We start from the raw sequence: 19693 nt of genomic DNA, 5'->3' as shown, positions 1-19693 counted from the left end.
CTAAAAACTCACATCAATATTAAGCACGCGTGCTGGGCTAATTGTAAAACTGCTCTGCCCCGTCTTTTTTGCGGCCAGTTGTTGCAGCAGCCCCAGCACTTTAGCGGCAGGGTTATCGCGGTACAAATTGCCCAACAGCTCATGGGGGAACACAGGAGCAGTTGGTGTTGCGGCGGAATCATCACCCATGGTCAAGCGCGCTACAGGAGAGGCTGCCGAGCCAGCAGGCACAACCAGCAGCGCGGCTGCAAAGCTATGTTCGCAGGCGAAAATCTGGCGATAGGCATCATGGGCGGCGGTATCAAACAGGGTTATCAACACGGGCTCCTGATGCTGCTGACACTGGATAATCGCTTCCAGCAGCGACAACCCGGCGGTATTTTGATAGGCCGCAATGGAGTTGGCGGATTTCATACAGCCAGTACTGATCGTCCAGTAGCCCGCCGCAGCGTTGTGTACCGAATTGTGGAATTTCGTCGGCGATAACTGCTTTTCGGCGGTGGTGAGCACCCGACACATATAGTCGGTAATCTCGGTATCGCCCAAACCGGAGCCAAATACGCAGGCCACATCGCTGGATGCCAAACCGGATTGTTGCAAAGCCTGCCAGCTCACTTCAACAGCGGCGCGCACCGGTAGCGGCGCACGACGGCGTTCGTTAGCGGGGATAATTTCTGGTTTAGGCACTTGGGTTGCCCACTGTAAATCATCGCCAATCGCTGGATTGGCAAACAGCGCCTGCAGCTCAGGCCAATTATTGAACGCTGGCCCCCAAGCGCCAATGCTAACCAAGTCCACGGTCATTTTTGCCTGGCTCATGCTTGCACCCCAATACGGCTAAAAATCAGACAAGCGTTGTTACCCCCAAACCCGAAAGAGTTACTCATCACATGGGTTAAGTCTGCCGTTTGATTTGCAGCTGTCATCTTGATTGCTATCTCGGGGTCAACCTTTGCAAGGTTCAGCGTACCCGGAACTACGCCGGACGATAGCGCCTCCAGCGCAAAAATGGATTCGAGGATTCCTGCAGCGCCCAGCGTGTGTCCCGTCCAGCCTTTGGTGGAACTGACCAGCGTGGACGCAGGAAACATGGTGCCAACCAGATTGCCTTCAATATGGTCATTGGCGCGGCTGGCGGTGCCATGCAGGTTGATGTAGTCGATTTGCGCCGGTGCCAAACCCGCCTGTTCCAGCGCCTGCTCAATTGCCAAACGTGCGCCCTCGCCTTCAGGATGCGGGTGGGACATATGGTGCGCATCCGAGCTTTCGCCGTAACCACTCAGGTGGATACCCGTGTGCTCAATGCCTTGGGCATCATCGCCACGCACCAGCAGCGCAAATCCGGCTGCCTCACCCAAATTGATCCCATCGCGCGCGCCATCAAAGGGGCGACAGGGGGATTCGGACACCAACTGCAGGGAATGGAAACCGTAAAGCACGCTCTGGCAGAGGGTATCGGCACCGCCGACCAAGACCGCATCCACAATATCGGTGCGCAACCAGCGGGCAGCGGTTGCAAAGACTTTCGCGGAGGAGGAACAAGCGGTATTGACCGTCATATTGGGACCATCCAACCCCAGTAACTCAGCAACGAACAAGCCCGGTGCGTGCGGATTCAATACCTGCTCTTGCAGGAATTGAGGCGGCAACTGGCCTAGCCCATCCAAATGGCGATACGCCTCTTCCGAGCGGTCGATACTGGAGGTGCTGGATCCCATCACCACACCGATGCGCGCTGAACCAAAACGTTCAACCAGTTTAGCGAGCGACTGTTGCAACGAGCCTTGCTGTAAACCCAGGGCGATGAGTGCATTATTGCGGCTCTGCCACTGCGCTAACACCGGTGTAAAAACATACTCATCAATGGCGGCGACGCGACCAATCCAGGTCGGTAGATCACAGCCGGGGAAATCGTTGGCACGCAAGCCGGAGCGCTGGTCGGCGAGGGCGGCGCGAATCTCATCCATACCCGCGCCAGCGGCGCAGGTCGCGTCATAATCGACAATCATTATCTGGTCTCGAGACACAAGTCACTCTCTTGTTGGCAATAGAAAAACGAGGATGGGATCAACACAAAGCGCCCATCGAAAAAAATTCGGGATTATAGAGAGCAAGGCGTAAACCGTCATCCCTACGGATGACGGTTTACGCCGGATCAATGGAGACAGGATTAGAACCAGAAGGACAGGTAAAAGCGAATTACGTCGGCCTGCAAACTGTAGAGCGGCTCTTCACCGGCAGCATATTCAGTAGGCGATACACGCGCATCACGGAAGTCATCGTAGTCGATATCGAATTTATCCCAGTTAAGATTAACCGTACTTTTTTCAAACCAGGGAATCACTCCTGCCGGAACTTTATAGGTTACTCCCAAGCCAATCGTAGTCGATGAAAACGGGCTTAACTCTTTATCGCGTGCCAAAAAGTTTTGCGCATCGCGATAAGGAAATAAATCCGAGTAAAAATCGGCGCCCGTTTGTTTATACATCCGATATTTAACTTCAAATAGCCATTGCTCGCGATAAGGGTGTAAATAGCGCAATTCAAAGTTATCCGCATCAATACCCCAGCTATCGGAAAATTGGCGCACTTCAGCTCGTATTGACGCGCGATAGGGCAAGTAATATATCGCTCGCAAACCGAATGCATCGCTATTGCGTGTATGTGGATAAAGTTCTGATTGATAGAGATACCCCCCCGTGCCACTTAAATAGCGCACCGAGCGGTAGGGGTTATTCAAGCAACTTTCATCCTGAGTGAGATCAAGACATTGATCGCTGACACTGTCAAAACTGAACGAAGCCAATAAATTTTTTGTCACAATTTGCGAAGCATTGACACTGTATTTCCGCCGCTCCAAGTTGCGTTCATAAGTTGGGTCAGTATTTTGGCCAACAACATCTTCACCAAAACTAACGCCAAAACCGAGCGTAGTTAAATCGCCAAAAAAACTCTGGTCGATACCAAAGGTGTAAGTCGATGCATCGTAATCATTTTCTTTACTACTGGTATAACCCAAACTTATCGTGGAGCGATCAATCAGGTATTGACCGCTAATGCCATTTTCTTTGCGCTCTTCACTGTAGGGGCTGGCAGTAGCTTGCACGTCAATCGATGCACTGCTCACCATATCCACATAATAATTCGCAGCAACCGATACCGATGCACCAAGATTTTTGCGCACTAAAATTGAAGGGCCATTAATTTCCGCACCGCCACCATCGTAACCGTGATAAAGCACATCAATGCGCTCATCAGGCAAAACCGCGGCCTGTAAAAAACTACTCGCCAGCGTCAACACCAATAACAGTAAACGGTTAATTACAACCACAGCCACCTCCCGATGCACCATCGCCACCGCGCGCCGCTTCGCGTGCATCGTAGACGTGATGCAAGTAAGAATCGGCGATGGGGTTGCGTTCAAAGCTCATGATTTCATCGGCGATTTTTTGCCGTTCATAAGGTTTTACCCAAGGCTTGATGGGACTACAGGCGGCGATGCTAAACAGCAGCACAATAAAAAGCAGGCGGCGAAGTATCATTCTTTGATCAGCTCGCGGATTTGGTCGCGGTATTTGTTTTCATCACCCGCTTTGTAACCGCGGTTGACGAAGCGGATCTCACCTTTTTTATCAATCACCACAGTAGTCGGCATAGCATCGACATTATACAAACTGCTGGCTTTACTTTCTGTGTCATACAGAATCGGAAAGCTCACGCCTAATTCTTTAATTAATTTTTTTGCATCGGTATTGTCCTCTTCTACATTTACACCGTAGAGCACAAAACCGGCTGCGCTGTAGCGCTTGGACATTTCATCCAGCAATGGCATTTCCTTGCGGCAAGGGCCACACCAGGACGCCCAGAAATTCAACATCACCACCTGCCCACGCTGCTCAGCCAAACGCACATTTTCACCGGTGCTGCTGGGCAGGGTGAAATCGGGCGCGGCGTCTGCGCTGGCGTTAACCGCGAAGAGGCCTGCAGCGAGCATTACCCCTAACCCCAGTATTTTTTTGGATACAAATTTTTGCAGTGACATATCACTAACTCCAACAATTAACGCTAGAAAAATAACGACAATCCCAAACGCGATTCGAGATTGGTAATGGTTTTACTTTCACCAAACAATTCATGTGTAAAGCTGTGGCCGCGCATACTTAAATCCAACGCCAACCAATCGGTAGTATAAAAACGCAGGCCGGCACCGAAATTGGTAGTGAAATAATCCTTCGCAGCAAAATCGGTATTGCCTGCACCGGCAACTATGTAGAAATGATTATTGAAGGTCCACTTGTCAGAAATAAAAACCTGTCCGTGCAAAAAATTGTAGCCGAGTGAAATATTGTAATAACTCAAATCGCGCTCATCATCGGTAAGCAACTCCACACCGCCACTCAATAACTCATAGCTGGTTTTTTCGGTTTTGCTCATACCGTAAGCCGCTTCAACAAAAAAGTCCTCCGTGATGTGGTAGGCAAATGTAATTCCCACTACATCGTTGGTACCGAAATCTTCAACACTAAGCAGCCCATAAAAGATGCCCATTTCAAAGTTTTCACTGTCCAGATCATCTTCTTTAATTGTACGGCGCTTGATATCGGGAGTAATGATTTGCTCCAACTCATCGTCATCACTGGAGCCGTCATCCTGCGCGTAAGCACTGCTGTTAATACCAGTTAAACCCAGTAGCAGTGCGCTTAGAAAAAGACGTTGAATCCAACTTTCCATTCATTAACCTCGTCATTGGTATTGCGGCTGGTGATTATGTAGTGATTGGTGTATTCCACCCGCAGAAAAAAACGGCCAGTAATATGGACGTAAGTGCCCAAACTGGCCTGCAATAAATTGTCTTCACGATCTTCCGTTTGCACCAGTGTTGAACTGGGATAGGTGTTGATAGTGCCACCACCGATACTTAAAAAAGGTGATGCGCGCAGCTCTGGAAATGGCTGGAATAAAATACCGCCGGCAATAATTTGGCTGTCAGAAAACTGCCCGGTATTTTCGGCGTAGCGCAACTCCGCAGATAAATTTTTGGTGAAGCGATACCCTATATTCATGGTCAGGCTATCGGCACCGGCAAAATCGCCATAAGCCGCCCCCATTTCAAACCGATCAACCAAATAATCAGCTTGTTTGCTATCAGGAAATTCTGGTTTGCTGCCATCAAGCGCGAGGGTGAATTCCATATCGTCGCGCTTGATCCAGCCGACAATGCCACGCCTGGTTTTAATTTTGATCCATTCAGTGCGGCTTTTTAACAGGGTGATAATTTCTTCGCGCTCGACTACATGGAAAATCGGATAGCCGCGCCCCGGGCCGGAGTAGACATTGATAAATGCCTCATCAACGCTGACCTGTAGTGGCTCTTGCGCAACAAACCAATTACTGAACCAACCCTGCGCCAGAACCGGTTGCCCCGCCAGCAGTAAACAACTCGCGAACAGACGCCCGATCAACGAAGAGATGCGCGAGTGTTTTTGTTGTTGTGATGCGCCGAAAATCGTCATTGAAAATCAATCTACCGAGTCAAAAGGATTGTTGTAATAAGCCGCGCGAATATCCAGCCATTCCGATAATAATTTCAGCTCGCTGTTATTGAGCCAGCCGCGATGATCGACAGTATCCGTTGCCGCATCAAAATTGGCAAAGCGATCAAAAATTCTGGCGCTGGCACGGGCGCCACCGGTGGACATGGAGGGCGACACACCAATCTGGCGGGTAAGGGGAATTGGATTGCCGTCGGCATCTAACACCAACACCAATTCCACTACGCCCAACTCATCGGTGACCTCCTGCTGCACAAAGGGACAATCCACTACACCTTCACAAGTGGGATTGCCGTCGACATCCAGAGTCACCACACACTCGGGAATCGCATCTTCATCTACGACAAATTCGCATACCGGAATATTGTCCGTGAGACCCGCCATATCATCGGTGAGGATCTGACGTAAATCTGCACTGAGCAACTCGCGATAAGCAGTCATATGATCATTGTTTAAATCTGATGGCTGATTGGTCAACTCTAGCTGACCTGCCGGAACCTGCACAAGCGCGTTACCATTGGCATCGGTAGTATTGCGACTATGACAGCCGATGCACTGGCGCTCGACGGCATCGACCATACGGCTGCGTTCCCAGAGCGGTTGGATATGGGTTTCGTAATTGATGATGACGCGGCACAGACTGCTCCAGCCATCCGGATCAACGCACGCTTCCGCTGTGGGAGCGTGAATTTGCGCGGGGTCTTCAGCGAGTGCGCTGTAACGATACTCAAAACTGGTATCTTTGGCGCGCACGGTTGTATCTGTCCACTCATCATTGAAGACAATATCCACACTCGGCTGACGCTGGGCAACGGGGGCACAGCTTGCAGGATTGCCAGGGGTTTCACAAAAGGTGGATCGGGTGGCAAATTCCGCCATAGTCTCGCCCATGCTGGGTGCAATGGGTGTACCTAAAGCGTCAAAGCGGATGGTATTGAGAAACTGTACGCCGCTAGTTGCCGCCCCTTGATTAAGCGCTACAGTTTCCGCACCGGCACGACCATGAGCCACATCATTCTGGTTGTTGTGGCAACCGTTGCATTCGCGCACTTCGCCTGGGCGCAGTTGTAACCAATTATTGTGCAAAGGGCTGATGCGACGACCATTGGCATCGAGGATTTCTATAGTAAAAGCGACATCAGCTGGCACTTTCACTTTCACCGAGCCATCCGGTTCGATGGGCGCATAGCCGAGAATCTCGCGCATCACCCCGCCACTCACACCAAAGGCAGTACCTTCAAAATCGAGTGTATCGTTGTCGGGCATGGAAACCGCTTTGATAAGGCGCAAAAAGCGTGCAGGCCGTTGGGCAGCCGGCGCTGCTGCCATAGCGGCAAGGTTCGCGGGGGCGTTATTAAAACCGTAGCGGCCGAAGACCCCATCGACGTCGTAAACACTGCGGATATGCAGCACCCCCACTGCCTCCTGCGCTAATTGGGTATCCACCTCAGAGCGAAAATAGGTCGGTGGAGTAATTTTTTCGAGCGAGACCGCATCGGTATACATCACGCCGGCTTTGGCCAGAACTACTGGTTGTTGAGTTTGTTGGGCAATGTTGTAAATCCAGATACCGTAAAAAGGCTCAGCCTCTTCAATATCGGGGATAGCAAGATTCGCTTCAGTACAAGGCAATAAACGCTCGGTCACCGGCTCTTGCAATCGGCATTGGCTCCAACTCACCAGCAGACGGTTAGTGCCATCGTACAACGGGTAGAGCGAGGCAAAACGTCCATGTGTCGAAATTTCGCCATCGCCCTCCCGGATATTCACCGGCAGTATAGAGATGCGCTCCTGTCCGGCCGCACTCATTCCCGTAGCGCCAGGTACTGGACGGTTGTTTTCACTAAAACCAGCGCCGTCAATGACCACCATATCGCCGCCAAGCAATGCGCCACTAGGCTTAAGGATGGCGGCGATTCGGCCATCGGGCATGGTATTGAGGTTAAATAGACGCGGCGTAGTCTGGGTATCATCGTCCGGACTTTCATTTAGGCTATTGTGGCCGTAATAAATCTGGCTGTTAGTGCCGTCTGGATTGACTGTATAGAGACTGAGATTGTTATTCCCTAGTCTGTCCCAGCGCATATAAAACACGCGACCATCAGGCAACAAGCCCGGCTGTATATCGTGGCTCTGGTTATAGGTGATTTGTTGTATATCAGTACCATCATCCTTCATGGTGTGCAGTACGTAAGCAGGTTCATTGCGGTCGCTATCAATACCGGCAATATACTGGGGCTTGCCGTCATCCAACAAAATCGCCTTACTGCGCGTCTGGCGCGTGGATGCAAAGAGGATGCGACCATCGGTGAGATAGCGAGGAGAAATATCTTGCCCTGCTTCAGCGACTATATCGGCGCTGATAATCCGGCGCAGAACTTTAGTCTCCAACTGGTATTCCCAGATATTCCAAGTGGGCTGATCCTCTTCATCGGCGCCTTCAATCTCCGGCGCACGCATGGCAAAAATCAACTTTTGTCCATCCGGGTGTACCGATATATCTTTAACATCGTATAGCGGCCCATCGGGGAAATCTTCAACCGGAAAATCTTCCAATGGGAAAGCGGCAGAGCTGATATCCACCGCTGCCGCTTGGGCAGTGGCGCGCGCTTTAATAAAGAGTTTGGCTCCAGGATTAAATGCCGCTGGCTCAAACACATCGGGAAACACCGGCTCTCCGTCCTCATCCAGCGGGATCGGGCGCTCTATGTAGGCGATAGGCAAATCCACCACCACCGGATCAGGCTGTTGCCCGCCGCCATTGCTCCCGCCACCGCTACCACCGCCACAGGAACTCAATCCCGGCAGCAGCACTAACAAACTGGCCGCCAATAGAAAACGCTGGCGAAGAAGAGACTCGCAGAGATTCATAACATTTGCCTTATATCGCACTGGCTTATACCCCTTTTGGGACGAGGTCAGCAGGTTGCACCGGATGAGGTTGATGGGGAAAGTTATAGTCGCTCTTGCCAATAAAGATAGCCAACAGCGCCGGTGCAGATAATTGTCAGGCAAACCTGTGCGCCATTCTCTCGATTTAATCACGAAAGACGGTGAAATCCTTTGGTTAGTGCGACGAATGCCAACCCTCGTCTGCGCGCCACCGCACTGATATATGTTGATCTAAGCGCCTGTCTTGTAGATCTGTGATTAAGTAGGCAAAGGCTTACTCTAATTAGGCACATGTTTCATCCCATGTGCTGACTATAATCTGATCCTTCTCTACCTAAAAAGATTGCCCTGCTGGTAAATCAGCCAGGCAACCAGAACTCTTTGGGAGCAACCGTGAACAACCTATCTTTCCTGCCGCCCCATACCGGGTCGCCCAAGGGAGGGCCTTTGTTATCGAGCCTTATTGCAAGGTTCGCAACAGGCCTTCTCGTTTTCGCCATCAGCTCCTCCCTCGCTCAAGCGGGCTCGCGCGAGCAGGCCGTACAAATCCACAACCGCGTCGCCGGTGTGCCGCCCTCGGAAGCAGTGCTGCTGCAAATGGCAGCGCAGATAGATGCAGGCCAAGTCGCTGAAGCGGTAAAAATCGCCATGAACAACGAGTCCTTTTACAGCGTCACGCTGAAAAATATGGCGACGCCCTGGACCAACCGCGACCAGACTGTCTTCGCCCCACTCAATGACTACACCGCCACCGTTATCGGCCTTGTGCGCGACGATGCGGATTTTCGTACCGCGCTTTACGACGATGTGATTTACACCAGCAATGCCAGCGGTCTGCCCGCCTACTCCAACAGTAACAACGAGCACTATGAAGCACTGGAAAATCTGGGTATCAGTTTGAAAGACACGCTGGTGCGTCGCACTCAATCGACAATAAACGGGCTTCCTGCCTCGGCTACCTCCGGCATCATCACTAGCCGTGCGGCCGCCAAAGCCTTTTTTATCGCGGGTACCAACCGCGCCATGTTCCGTTTTACTTTGGTCAACCATCTTTGCCGCGACCTTGAGCAAGTACACGACACCTCACTGGTGCCGGATTTTATCCGCCAGGATGTAAGCCGTAGCCCCGGTGGTGATAGCCGGGTATTCCTCAACAACTGCATCGGTTGCCACAACGGCATGGACCCAATGGCCAAAGCCTACGCCTATTATGATTACGAATTCGATATCACTGCCGATCCGGATGGTGTGAATGGCGCAATCCACTACAACAGCGAGGGCGTCATCGACCCTGATACCAACAGTCGTGTGGAGAAGAAGTACCGGATCAACAGCTCCACCTTTAAACCCGGTTATGTGACCACCAATGACGATTGGCAAAACTACTGGCGTAGAGGCCAGAACAGCCATTTGGGCTGGGCGTGGAATTCACCGGCATTGTCCGGTATGGGTAGCGGCGCGAAGAGCATGAATATGGAACTGGCACATTCCAAAGCCTTCGCCAGTTGCCAAGTTGAGAAAGTGTTCCAAAACGTATGCCTGCGCAAACCGGGCGATGCCACCGATAGAGCCAAGGTCGAGGAATTTACCCAGAACTTTGCCGCCAACAACTACCAGTTGAAGCAGGTGTTTATCGACACCGCCAACTACTGTAAAGGCCAATAGGGGAGATGACCGTGAATACAATCCAGTTATGCTCCACTTTTCAGTTGCGCTCAGGATTATTGCTTATCGCGTTGCTGGCTACATTAGCCGGTTGTGGCTCTGGCTCTGGCTCCAAAACTGAAACCAACCCCAATACCAACCCCGGTAATGGAGGCGGCGATGATTTCAGCTACAAAGGCAGCAACCCCGCCTCTACCGCCGACATCACCAAATTTCAGAATAATCTGTGGATAAATATCGCCCGTGAAAGCCGCTGCGGCGGCTGCCATACCCAGGGCAAACAAGCGCCGGAATTTGCCCGTGGAGATGATATCAACCTCGCTTACGCCGCCGTAATCGATAACGGTTTGGTCAGCCTCGGCAACCCAGCGCAATCGCGCCTGGTCACCAAGGTTGCGGCTGGGCATAACTGCTGGCTCGCCGATTCGGTCGCCTGTGGCGATATCATGACCACCTGGATCACAGCTTGGGCGGGCAATACCGGCACCACCGCCAACAGCGTGGTGCTAACCCCGCCCGCCGAAAAAGACCTGAGTAGCAGCAAAGTATTCCCCGATAGTCCGGCAGCCTTCTCGACTACCGTGTACCCGGTGCTAACCGAATACTGCGCACAGTGCCATAGCGAAAGTGCGATCACCCGCCAGCAACCCTATTTCGCAAGCAGCCGGGTCGAGGCCGCTTACGAGGCAGCTAAAACCCGCATGCGTCTGGATAACCCCGCAGCCTCGCGTTTTGTACAACGCCTTTCATTCGACGGTCACAACTGCTGGAGCAACTGCAGTCAGGATGCCGCCGAGATGCAAGCCGCCATCACTGCCTTTGCTGACACTATAGTTCCAATCACCGTCGATCCAGACCTGGTAATCAGTAAAGCGGTCGGATTGAGCGATGCCTTTGTGGTCACCAGCGGCGGCCGCATCGATACCGATATCATCGCCAAATACGAGTTTAAGACGGGCAAAGGCAGCATTGCCTACGACACCGCCGGGGTAGACCCGGTCGCCAACCTCAACCTGATTGGCAATGTCGGCTGGAGCAGTGCCTGGGGTTTGAAATTCAAAGATACCGGAAAGGCACAAGCCTCCACCGGCGACAGCCGCAAGTTCTATGATTTGCTGCGTGCAGCCGGTGAATACTCGATTGAAGCCTGGGTGATTCCCGACAATGTGGTGCAGGGCGACAATGACAATAACCCCGCACGTATAGTCACCTACTCGGGCAGCAATACCACCCGCAACTTCACCCTCGGCCAGTACGAGTATAACTACAGCTTTTTGAACCGCACCTCCATGAGCGATGAAAATGGCCTGGATGAATTAGCCACAGCGGCCAACAAAGAAATCCTGCAAGCCAGCTTGCAACATGTAGTGGTTACCTTTGACCCAATCCGCGGCCGCCGCATTTATGTGAACGGCGAATTTACTGGCGATACTGATCCCGATGCGGGCGCGGTATTAAAAGATTGGGACAGTAGCTTTGCACTCGCGATTGGTAACGATGTGTCCAACAACCGCCCTTGGGCGGGCAGCATCCGCTTCCTCGCGATCCACAAACGCGCCATGAGCGCAGGCGATATCAAAACCAACTTTGATGTGGGCGTAGGTGCAAAATATCTGCTGCTGTTTAACGTCTCGGAATTGGTCGGCACGCCGCTGAGTTTTATCGTGTTTGATGTGCAGCAGTTTGACGATTATGCCTATCTGTTCAGCTCGCCTTTCTTCACCAATCTGGGCGACCAAAAAATAACTAGCGAAGTGGATTTGAAAGGCCTGCGCATCGGCGTTAACGGCACTGAAGCGCCGGTCGGTCAGGTATTTGCCAATCTGGATACCAAAATCAGCGCCGCACAAATGGTCGAAGGACGCCAAACCCTTTCGACACTCGGCACGATTGTAGAGATGAAACAAGGGCCTGATCAGGACCAGTTTTTCCTCACCTTCGACCAGATCGGCAGCAATACTTATAGCCGTGCGGAAGTGGTAGTGCCGCCACCAGCGACACCGGCAGATATCCCCGGCCAGGCGCACATCGGCCTGCGCAACTTTGCCGAGATCAACGCCACTCTTGCAGCCATGACCGGCGTAAGCAAAACCACACCAGCGGTGAAAACCACTTACACCAAAGTCGAACAGCAGTTGCCAACCCTGACCAATATCGAAGGCTTTTTGGCCGCGCAGCAAATGGGCGTAACCCAACTCGCGGTGGCCTACTGCAACGCGCTGGTGAACGATACCAGCCTGCGCACCAGTTACTTCAGCGGTTTTAATTTTGGCGCTGGCGCTGGTACCGCATTTGATGCCACAGGCCGCAACCAGATTATCGACCCGCTGCTGAAAAACCTGCTGGCAAGCGATATCGCCTCGGGTGGCGCCCTCAGCAACCAAGCAAATCCAGCAGAAATTCGCGCGGAGCTGAACCAGCTGATCGACCGAATGACCGCTTGCGCTGCGAACAATAGTTGCACCAGCAACCGCACCGCCACCACCGTCAAAGCTACCTGCGCCGCCGCCATGGGCAGTGCAGTGATGCTGTTGCAGTAATTACCGGAGCAGACACCATGACCAGCAAAAAAACTACCCTGCACCCGGACGCACCGCTCCTGCTCAACAACCACAGCCGCCCGGTCACCCGGCGCGAGCTGGTATCACAAGGCTTCCGCGCCGGCACGGCAACGGTATTGGGCGGCTCGATTTTCAGCTTGTTTGCGAACCCCCGGGAAGCAGAGGCGGCGCTCTCCGCTGACCTGATTGCTATGCGTAGCGCCTGCGGTATTGCAGCGCAGGGAGCTGGCAAGATTCCGTTTATCTGTTTTGATCTCGCGGGTGGCGCCAATATCGCCGGCTCCAATGTATTGATCGGACAGCGCGGCGGCCAACTGGATTTTCTCAGCGCGGGCGGCTACAGCAAACAGGGCCTACCACTGGCCATGAGCCCAGCCGCCTCCACCGCCGCCAATCCGCTGATCAACAATGAGCTCGGCCTATCCTTCCATTCAACCAGCGCTATGCTGCGCGGTATTCTGGAAAAAGTCGCCGTAGGCAACCGGGCACTAACCAACGGTGCAGTCATTCCCGCACGCTCGGAGAATGATACCGGCAACAACCCCCACAACCCCATGTACGGTATTAACCGCGCAGGCGCCAATGGCTCGCTGCTGGCCTTGATTGGTTCACGCGCCAGCGATTCCGGCGGCAACTCCATGGCACCGGCGATGATGATCAATCCCGAAGTTCGCCCCACCAAAGTGGATAACCCGAACGATGTGACCGGTTTGGTCGATGTGGGCGACCTGGTCAGTTTGCTCGACCAGCAAGATACCGTTGCGGTGATGGAATCCATCTACCGTATCAGCGATAAAAAACTCGGCAAGGTCAGCACCGGTACCACTAACGATGCTGTCATCAAAGATATGGTGCGCTGCGGTTACGTGAAAAGCGCCGACCTCGCCGACCGCTTCGGCAACCCATCCGCGATTGATCCAGTCGCCGATGCCGATCTGGTGGGCGCAGCAGGCGTTTTTTCCCAAAATGAATTTGATGGCGATGGCGAGTTCCGCAAAACTGCCTCAGTCGCCAAGCTGGTCATCAACGGTTACGCGGGCGCGGGCACCATCACCATGGGCGGTTACGACTACCACACTGGCGACCGCTCCACCGGCGAAATGCGTGACTTGCGCGCAGGCCGCTGCATAGGCGCTTGTATCGAATACGCCGCACGCAAAGGCATGCCGGTGATGATTTATGTATTCAGTGACGGCTCGGTCTTCAGCAACGGCATGATCGATGATTCCATGGCGGGCGGAGGCAAAGGAGTCTGGACCGGTGACGACCAACAAACCGGCGCCGCCTTCTTCCTCGTCTACAACCCAGCGCGCCGCGCCGTGTTGATGGGCGGTACCAGCAGCGATCCGAACACCATCAGCGATGCGCAGCGCCTGCACCAGCAAATCGGCCATATGCGCGCCAGCGGCGATGTGGAAACCGGCTCAGGTGTCGTTGCCGCTAACAACGTCAACTCATTGGTGGAAACCGTCGTGCTCAATTACATGGCTTTGCACGGCGCGCAAAACCAGTTCGGCAGTGTTTTCCCCGGCAACAGCCTCGGCAACGCCGCTACGCTCGATAAACTCACCGCCTTTACCCCAATTTGCAACGGGGTAATTTCGCAGCCAGTGTAATTACCAACCAATCGACAGCAGATAACAAAACGCCGATACTGCCCGCCAGTATCGGCGTTTTATTTTATCCGCCCGCATAAAATCCCTGACTACCGCATTAGCGAACAACAATAATTCCAAGGATCTGCCTCATGAAAAAATCACTCTCATGTATTTGCACTGCAATTGCACTATTCGGTCTTTCCAATTCATCCAACGCCAGTATCCTCTGGCAGGGCGATTTTGAAACCGGTGATATTTCCCAGTGGGATACTCCTATTAATCCAGCGGGATTATCCGTCACCAGCGAATGTGTTTTCGACGGCAAATATGCAGGCAAAGTGCGTTTGACCGGTGACGATTCTTTTTTGTGGAAAGGCAATAAATTTTTGAATCGCAGCGAATTCCATCATCGCCGTGCAGCGGGCAATACCCATGAAGGTAAAGAGACTTTTTTTGCGTTCAGTTTTTATCTGCCGAAAAAACTCAGTGAGCACAAGCACGAATTGGGTTATTGGGAATCGGATAAAAGCTGGCAACAGATGCTGCGTTTTAATATCGCGGGCAGCGAGTTAAGTTTTCAGGAAACTGCAGCAACAGAGGTGCTGTGGAAATTACCGGAAGGCGCTGCACCGGGACAATGGCATCGCATTGCGCTACATATCCGCTGGTCAACCGATCCCAAGCGCGGCTCGGCAGAAGTCTGGGTCAACGGCCAGCATATGGGCAAAAACCAGTTTAAAAATTTACCTGCGAAAGACTCATTGATGTTTACCCAAATTGGTATTTTGCGTACGCAAGAAAAAACGGTTGAAGACATTTTAGTTGATGGTGCGATGGAAACCGACAACCTTACTGAGTTGTTGGAGCGGGATAAACATTTGGTCGGCAAAACCTGCAATCCAACCATTAACTAATCACTAGGTATTTGCCATCCAATAGAGTGCAATTTTTTAAGGTTGCACTCTGTTTGGGCTGCCCACCCAATCTGCATACGATTGGTATAGCAATCTTTTAGTGGTTGCTAACACACAATCACTTTGCTTATCAGCATCACGCACGCTTAAAACCAAATAATAGGACACGATCAAGTGACACCCCCAAAATCACTTTTTCGTGCACTTTTTCGTTTCACAAATTCGCCTGCGCACAACATAAGTGCAACCACGTTGTTTATATCAGACTAAAACGCGCGAATTCCGCTACCACGACATACCTCCCCGCGATGGCACATGAGTTGCAAAACCATACTTATTCTCATTGCGGGTACTGGCTATGCGATTCATTTTTTCGGCTACGCGGCTTTGGTCTATTGCGATTGGTGTATGTGCAATCTTATTGGGGGCAAACTGTATTGCAGCGGAACCCAGTATTATGGAAGTGACCACTGCGCTGAATAGCAGCTGGGTAGTCATTACCGGTGTGCTGGTTTTTCTAATGCAAGCGGGTTTTGCTTTGGTGGAGAGCGGCATGGCGCGCGCAAAAAATTCCGTCAATGTGATTATGAAAAATTACATGGATGTTTGTGTGTGCAGTGTGATTTTTTGGGCGCTAGGTTACGGATTAATGTTCGGCGTGAATAACTCCGGTTGGTTTGGTGAGAGCCATTTTTTCCCCAGTGATCTCGCTGGATGGGATTGGACATTTATCTTTTTCCAAATGATGTTTGCTGCTACCGCCACCACTATCGCGAGCGGCGCTATGGCAGAGCGAATTCATTTTCATGCTTATTTAATCGGTGCCTGCATTATTGCCGGATTGATTTATCCCGTATTTGGCAGCTGGGTATGGGGCAGCGCCCACGGTGGCAACGGCTGGTTGAAAGAGATGGGCTTTATCGATTTTGCCGGCTCGACCGTTGTGCATTCGATTGGCGGCTGGGTTGCTCTGGCCGGAATTATTGTGCTCGGGCCGCGTCTCGGACGATTTTCCGCGGCTGGCGAATCGCGCGCAATTCCCGGACACAATTTAAGTATGGTGGCACTGGGTGGATTTATTTTGTGGTTTGGTTGGTTTGGTTTTAATGCAGGTTCAACACTCGCGGCCAATCTCGACATCGGCAAAATTGCACTCAACACTCACCTCGCCGCTTGCACGGGTGCGCTGGGTTATATGCTCACCGCCAAATTATGCAAACAGCCAGTGCTATTAACCGGCACCGTGAATGGTAGTCTCGGCGGCTTGGTGGGAATCACCGCCGGTTGCGCCACTATGGACCCGCAGTTTGCATTACTCACGGGTTTTATTGCCGGAATTATCACTTACATCGCCCCTAAATTTATCGCCAGTTTTAAAATTGATGACGTGGTGGATGCGGTGAGCGTGCACGGTTTTTGTGGCGCCTGGGGCACACTCGCAGCGGGGATTTTTTTTGCGGGGGATTTATTCAGTCTCGAACGTTTCAGCATTCAAGGTTTAGGCGTGCTGGTTGCCTTTGCCTGGGGCTTTGGTGTCGCACTACCCTGTTACTTCCTGATCGACAAAATCATCGGCATACGTGCCAGTACGCTGCACGAACAGCGCGGCCTGGATTTTACCGAACACGCTGAACTCGGTTACCCGGAATTTCAGGATACGCGCGCGCTCAACGCAGACGCATTACATTCACAACGATAAATGTTTAATAAGAATACTGATTTAAAAAATCGGCGATGGAAATAGGCTCAATTTATACGGCCATACAAAATCAACCATCATGAACCCAGCCGATCACCACTATCACAGAGCGACAAGAACGAGGCTATCAGTGAATCCAAGCCAAAAACGTAAAGCCGTTGAAGAAGCGCTTATGCCGTTTATTAACGGTAAAACACTCGCCAACGCATTAATCCTGTGGGACGAAAAATACGCCCACCAGCCTACGTTTGCCCTGCAACATTTTTTACGTGAACTCTGTAACGATCTTGAAATAGCCCATATGCGCTCACGCATGTTACAAGCGTTGGTCAGCACGTTTTCATCGATGCAAGATGACCGTCACCATCGCACCGCCGAACATCCGCCCATCAAACACAACACTGTTCATACAGCGAAAACGTCTAGCTCGCCGATACTGCTGATGTTTATGGCACTGGTGGAGCAACTTATTGACACACCCGGAGGTGATGCCTCGACGCGCATCCGTCTCTACGTGTTGGAAAACCTCACCAAAATTTCATTGCCCACACATGAGCGCTGGGCCTTTCACGGTTGGTTAAACCAGATGGCGCCACTCACCGGCACTACGCCTAATATCAATACTATGCAGCAGGTAATCAACCTTGCTTATGTAGCACTGTGCGAATACTTGGGGCCGATTAAAGCTGATCAAATTTTGCAAAGCACGGTGAGCAATGTGCAAAAACAACATCCAACAACCAATGTACAAAGTTTGTTGTAACTGAAAATGTATTTACTGAAATATGATTTCTGCGCGTAACCAGTATTCGCGGCCACCCGCAGGAAAAGGCGTACTCACATCATTATAGGGCTGGGGAATAAGCACATTAGCGTCAGTGAGATTGCTAACACCCAGCGTCCAGAGCACTGTTGGAAAACTGTAGGTCAAACTCAGGTTAAGGGTTTTTTCTGCGGCGACCTGTTGAACTTGAATCGAATCGATTGCAGCTGAATATTGCTGAGCGTAGCGGCTGCCGACATAACGTAAATCCACATTCACTCCGAGATTTTCTAGCGGTGTTTTCCACCCCAGCCAGAGATTGGCGATTTGGTTAGCCGCCCCCATATTTTGCCCTGAGTGATTGGGCACATCGTAAGGCAATAAATCATCGTCATTGGCTTTTGCATAACTCGCGTTAGCGCGCAGACTAACAACATCACCGGTAAACCAATATTGCAGATCGATACCGCGCGTTTTAATTGGCGGGTTATTGGTGTAACCCGGCTCGTACGAATAAATAATGGCATCCTTTATTTTTTGATCAAACAACGAGAGAGTCAGATAACTTTTTTTGCCAAGGGTATGTCCATATTCTATTTCACTTACCCGACTTTGTTCTGCTTTCAACGTTTCCGTCGCTGGATGAAAAATCGGATTGCTGGTTTGTAAATCCGGTTCGCGAAAGGCGGTGCCGTAGAGCATTTTCATATGCCAGTTTTTTTCTGCGCGCGTCACTCCAATGCGAGGTGTAAATGCACTGCCGGAATAATCGTGATGGGAAGCGCGCGCACCGAGTGAAAGATCATAATCACTCATACGCAAATCCCAATTTGCATAAATCGCACGCGTTTGTTGCTGCAATTCGCCGTCGGGCGGAAAATATTCTTGCGGTGGCATATCCACACTAATTGCACGCGCTATTTCCGTTTGGTGGTACGCCCCCAAACTGATACTCGCGTCTTCCGCATATTGGTAAATCGAATCGAGCTGTGCATCCCAGGCGCGGGCACGCACATCGTAATCGTAGACAAAATCTGGCGCTTGCGAGGATGAGCGCCAATTGGCTTCATCGCGATAACCAAAACGCGGCGTTAATTTCCATTGTTTATTCAATTCAAAATCGTGCGCGATAAAAAAATTGGTTTCGCGAAAATCAATTTTTGCCGTAGGAGCGTACACACCGTACTGTTGGATATTGTCCATACCATATTGCAGATGAAATAAACGCACTTGTGTACCCGACCAATCGAGATTGGCAGCGAGGTTGCCGCCACGCGTATCGCTGGTAGCAATATCCGCGTGTGTGCCTTGGGAATCAATCCAATTGCCTTTGCCCCAATTTCCATCCTGGAGGCTAGCCGACACGCTGAATTCACCACCATCAAAACGGTTACCGCCATTCACACTGAGGACATTGGCGGATTCTTGAGTGCTGACGGTTATTTGAGTTTCTTGCTCGGCGCGGGTATAAATTCGGATGACTGCCAACTGCGCACTGTTGCCGTACTTAACGCTACCTGGCCCGCGCAATACTTCAATGCGATCCAATTGCGCGACTGGAAAATTGGGCGGCAGCGGGAAGGTGCCGTAGATAAGATCATTCACCGGCAAGTCGTTAATCAAATATTGGATCTTGCCCTCGAATGCCCAATTGCCGCGCGCAACGAGGTTGACGGTATTTTGCGTATCCATCCCCAAGCTGACACCAGGAATGTGGAGCAATACATCGCGTAAGGTGCGGGCACCCATCGCGCGCATATCGGATGAATCAAATAAGGTAATAATGCCCGGCTGGGAGCGCCAGGAACTGCTGCGCGTACTGGCAGTGTCCACCTTTAAATCCATCAACTCGCTGAGTGACAATTCAAATAAATCTGTGCTGTTCGCCGCGTCAACACGTGCAGCAGGCAAGCCACACAATGTAAAAATCAATAACACCAAGCCTCGCCAATCGCGACAGGAAAAACGCATACAGGGGTTACCAACAGGATGAATGGTTAATTTACTGATTAAAGCCTAGCCGACGAATGAGTGGATTGCGCTTTTTAC

15 protein-coding genes are annotated in these 19693 nt (G+C 51.6%); 6 read left to right on the top strand and 9 right to left on the bottom strand.

Annotation, left to right across the window (positions count from 1 at the left end):
* From B4E62_RS17295 to B4E62_RS17260, 8 genes are all read right to left on the bottom strand, one after another.
* Positions 1-819 carry a beta-ketoacyl synthase chain length factor gene (locus B4E62_RS17295; protein WP_331352931.1) on the bottom strand — a complete coding sequence of 273 codons (819 nt, stop codon included), beginning with the start codon at positions 817-819 and terminating at the stop codon, positions 1-3.
* Entirely contained in the window at positions 816-2027 is a 1212-nt protein-coding gene (locus B4E62_RS17290) for a beta-ketoacyl-[acyl-carrier-protein] synthase family protein (protein WP_331352930.1), read from the bottom strand. Before B4E62_RS17290 ends, B4E62_RS17295 begins: the two co-directional genes overlap by 4 nt.
* 143 nt (positions 2028-2170) lie before the next feature.
* Complete coding sequence (locus tag B4E62_RS17285) at positions 2171-3331, bottom strand: DUF3570 domain-containing protein (RefSeq protein WP_331352929.1); 1161 nt, start codon at positions 3329-3331, stop codon at positions 2171-2173.
* Positions 3318-3542: a DUF4266 domain-containing protein gene (locus tag B4E62_RS17280; protein WP_310067642.1), complete on the bottom strand. Its 225-nt coding sequence runs from the start codon at positions 3540-3542 to the stop codon at positions 3318-3320. Before B4E62_RS17280 ends, B4E62_RS17285 begins: the two co-directional genes overlap by 14 nt.
* The gene (locus B4E62_RS17275; RefSeq protein ID WP_374725241.1) at positions 3539-4042 is read right to left on the bottom strand and encodes a TlpA family protein disulfide reductase; all 504 of its coding nucleotides are present in this window, start codon (positions 4040-4042) and stop codon (positions 3539-3541) included. The genes B4E62_RS17280 and B4E62_RS17275 overlap by 4 nt, the downstream gene beginning before the upstream one ends.
* A gap of 23 nt (positions 4043-4065) precedes the next feature.
* Positions 4066-4731 (bottom strand): outer membrane beta-barrel domain-containing protein, encoded by a 666-nt coding sequence (locus B4E62_RS17270; RefSeq protein WP_331352928.1) that lies wholly within the window; start codon positions 4729-4731, stop codon positions 4066-4068.
* Positions 4701-5513, bottom strand: a complete 813-nt coding sequence (locus tag B4E62_RS17265; protein WP_310067647.1) for an SH3 domain-containing protein — start codon at positions 5511-5513, stop codon at positions 4701-4703. Before B4E62_RS17265 ends, B4E62_RS17270 begins: the two co-directional genes overlap by 31 nt.
* A 6-nt stretch (positions 5514-5519) precedes the next feature.
* Positions 5520-8423, bottom strand: coding sequence for a hypothetical protein (locus B4E62_RS17260; RefSeq protein ID WP_331352927.1), 2904 nt, complete (start codon positions 8421-8423; stop codon positions 5520-5522).
* Positions 8424-8906: 483 nt separating this feature from the next.
* Between B4E62_RS17260 and B4E62_RS17255 the strand changes: the two genes are divergently transcribed.
* The 6 genes from B4E62_RS17255 (at position 8907) to B4E62_RS17230 (ending at position 17644) form a co-directional block, all read left to right on the top strand.
* The gene (locus B4E62_RS17255; RefSeq protein ID WP_414633272.1) at positions 8907-10109 is read left to right on the top strand and encodes a hypothetical protein; all 1203 of its coding nucleotides are present in this window, start codon (positions 8907-8909) and stop codon (positions 10107-10109) included.
* An 11-nt stretch (positions 10110-10120) separates the two neighbouring features.
* Entirely contained in the window at positions 10121-12649 is a 2529-nt protein-coding gene (locus B4E62_RS17250; protein WP_331352926.1) for a LamG domain-containing protein, read from the top strand.
* Positions 12650-12666: 17 nt separating this feature from the next.
* Positions 12667-14286, top strand: a complete 1620-nt coding sequence (locus B4E62_RS17245) for a hypothetical protein (RefSeq protein ID WP_331352925.1) — start codon at positions 12667-12669, stop codon at positions 14284-14286.
* A 131-nt stretch (positions 14287-14417) separates the two neighbouring features.
* Positions 14418-15182 (top strand): polysaccharide lyase, encoded by a 765-nt coding sequence (locus B4E62_RS17240; protein WP_331352924.1) that lies wholly within the window; start codon positions 14418-14420, stop codon positions 15180-15182.
* A gap of 358 nt (positions 15183-15540) precedes the next feature.
* Entirely contained in the window at positions 15541-16881 is a 1341-nt protein-coding gene (locus tag B4E62_RS17235; protein WP_331352923.1) for an ammonium transporter, read from the top strand.
* A 130-nt stretch (positions 16882-17011) separates the two neighbouring features.
* Positions 17012-17644: a hypothetical protein gene (locus B4E62_RS17230; RefSeq protein ID WP_331352922.1), complete on the top strand. Its 633-nt coding sequence runs from the start codon at positions 17012-17014 to the stop codon at positions 17642-17644.
* 12 nt (positions 17645-17656) lie between these two features.
* Here B4E62_RS17230 and B4E62_RS17225 read toward each other — a convergent pair whose 3' ends face one another.
* Positions 17657-19615: a TonB-dependent receptor plug domain-containing protein gene (locus B4E62_RS17225; protein ID WP_331352921.1), complete on the bottom strand. Its 1959-nt coding sequence runs from the start codon at positions 19613-19615 to the stop codon at positions 17657-17659.
* Between the last annotated feature and the right edge of the window lie 78 nt (positions 19616-19693).

The organism is Cellvibrio sp. UBA7671, from assembly GCA_002483145.1.
Taxonomy (GTDB): Bacteria; Pseudomonadota; Gammaproteobacteria; order Pseudomonadales; family Cellvibrionaceae; genus Cellvibrio; species Cellvibrio fibrivorans.
This window is presented reverse-complemented; position numbering and strand designations above follow the sequence as displayed.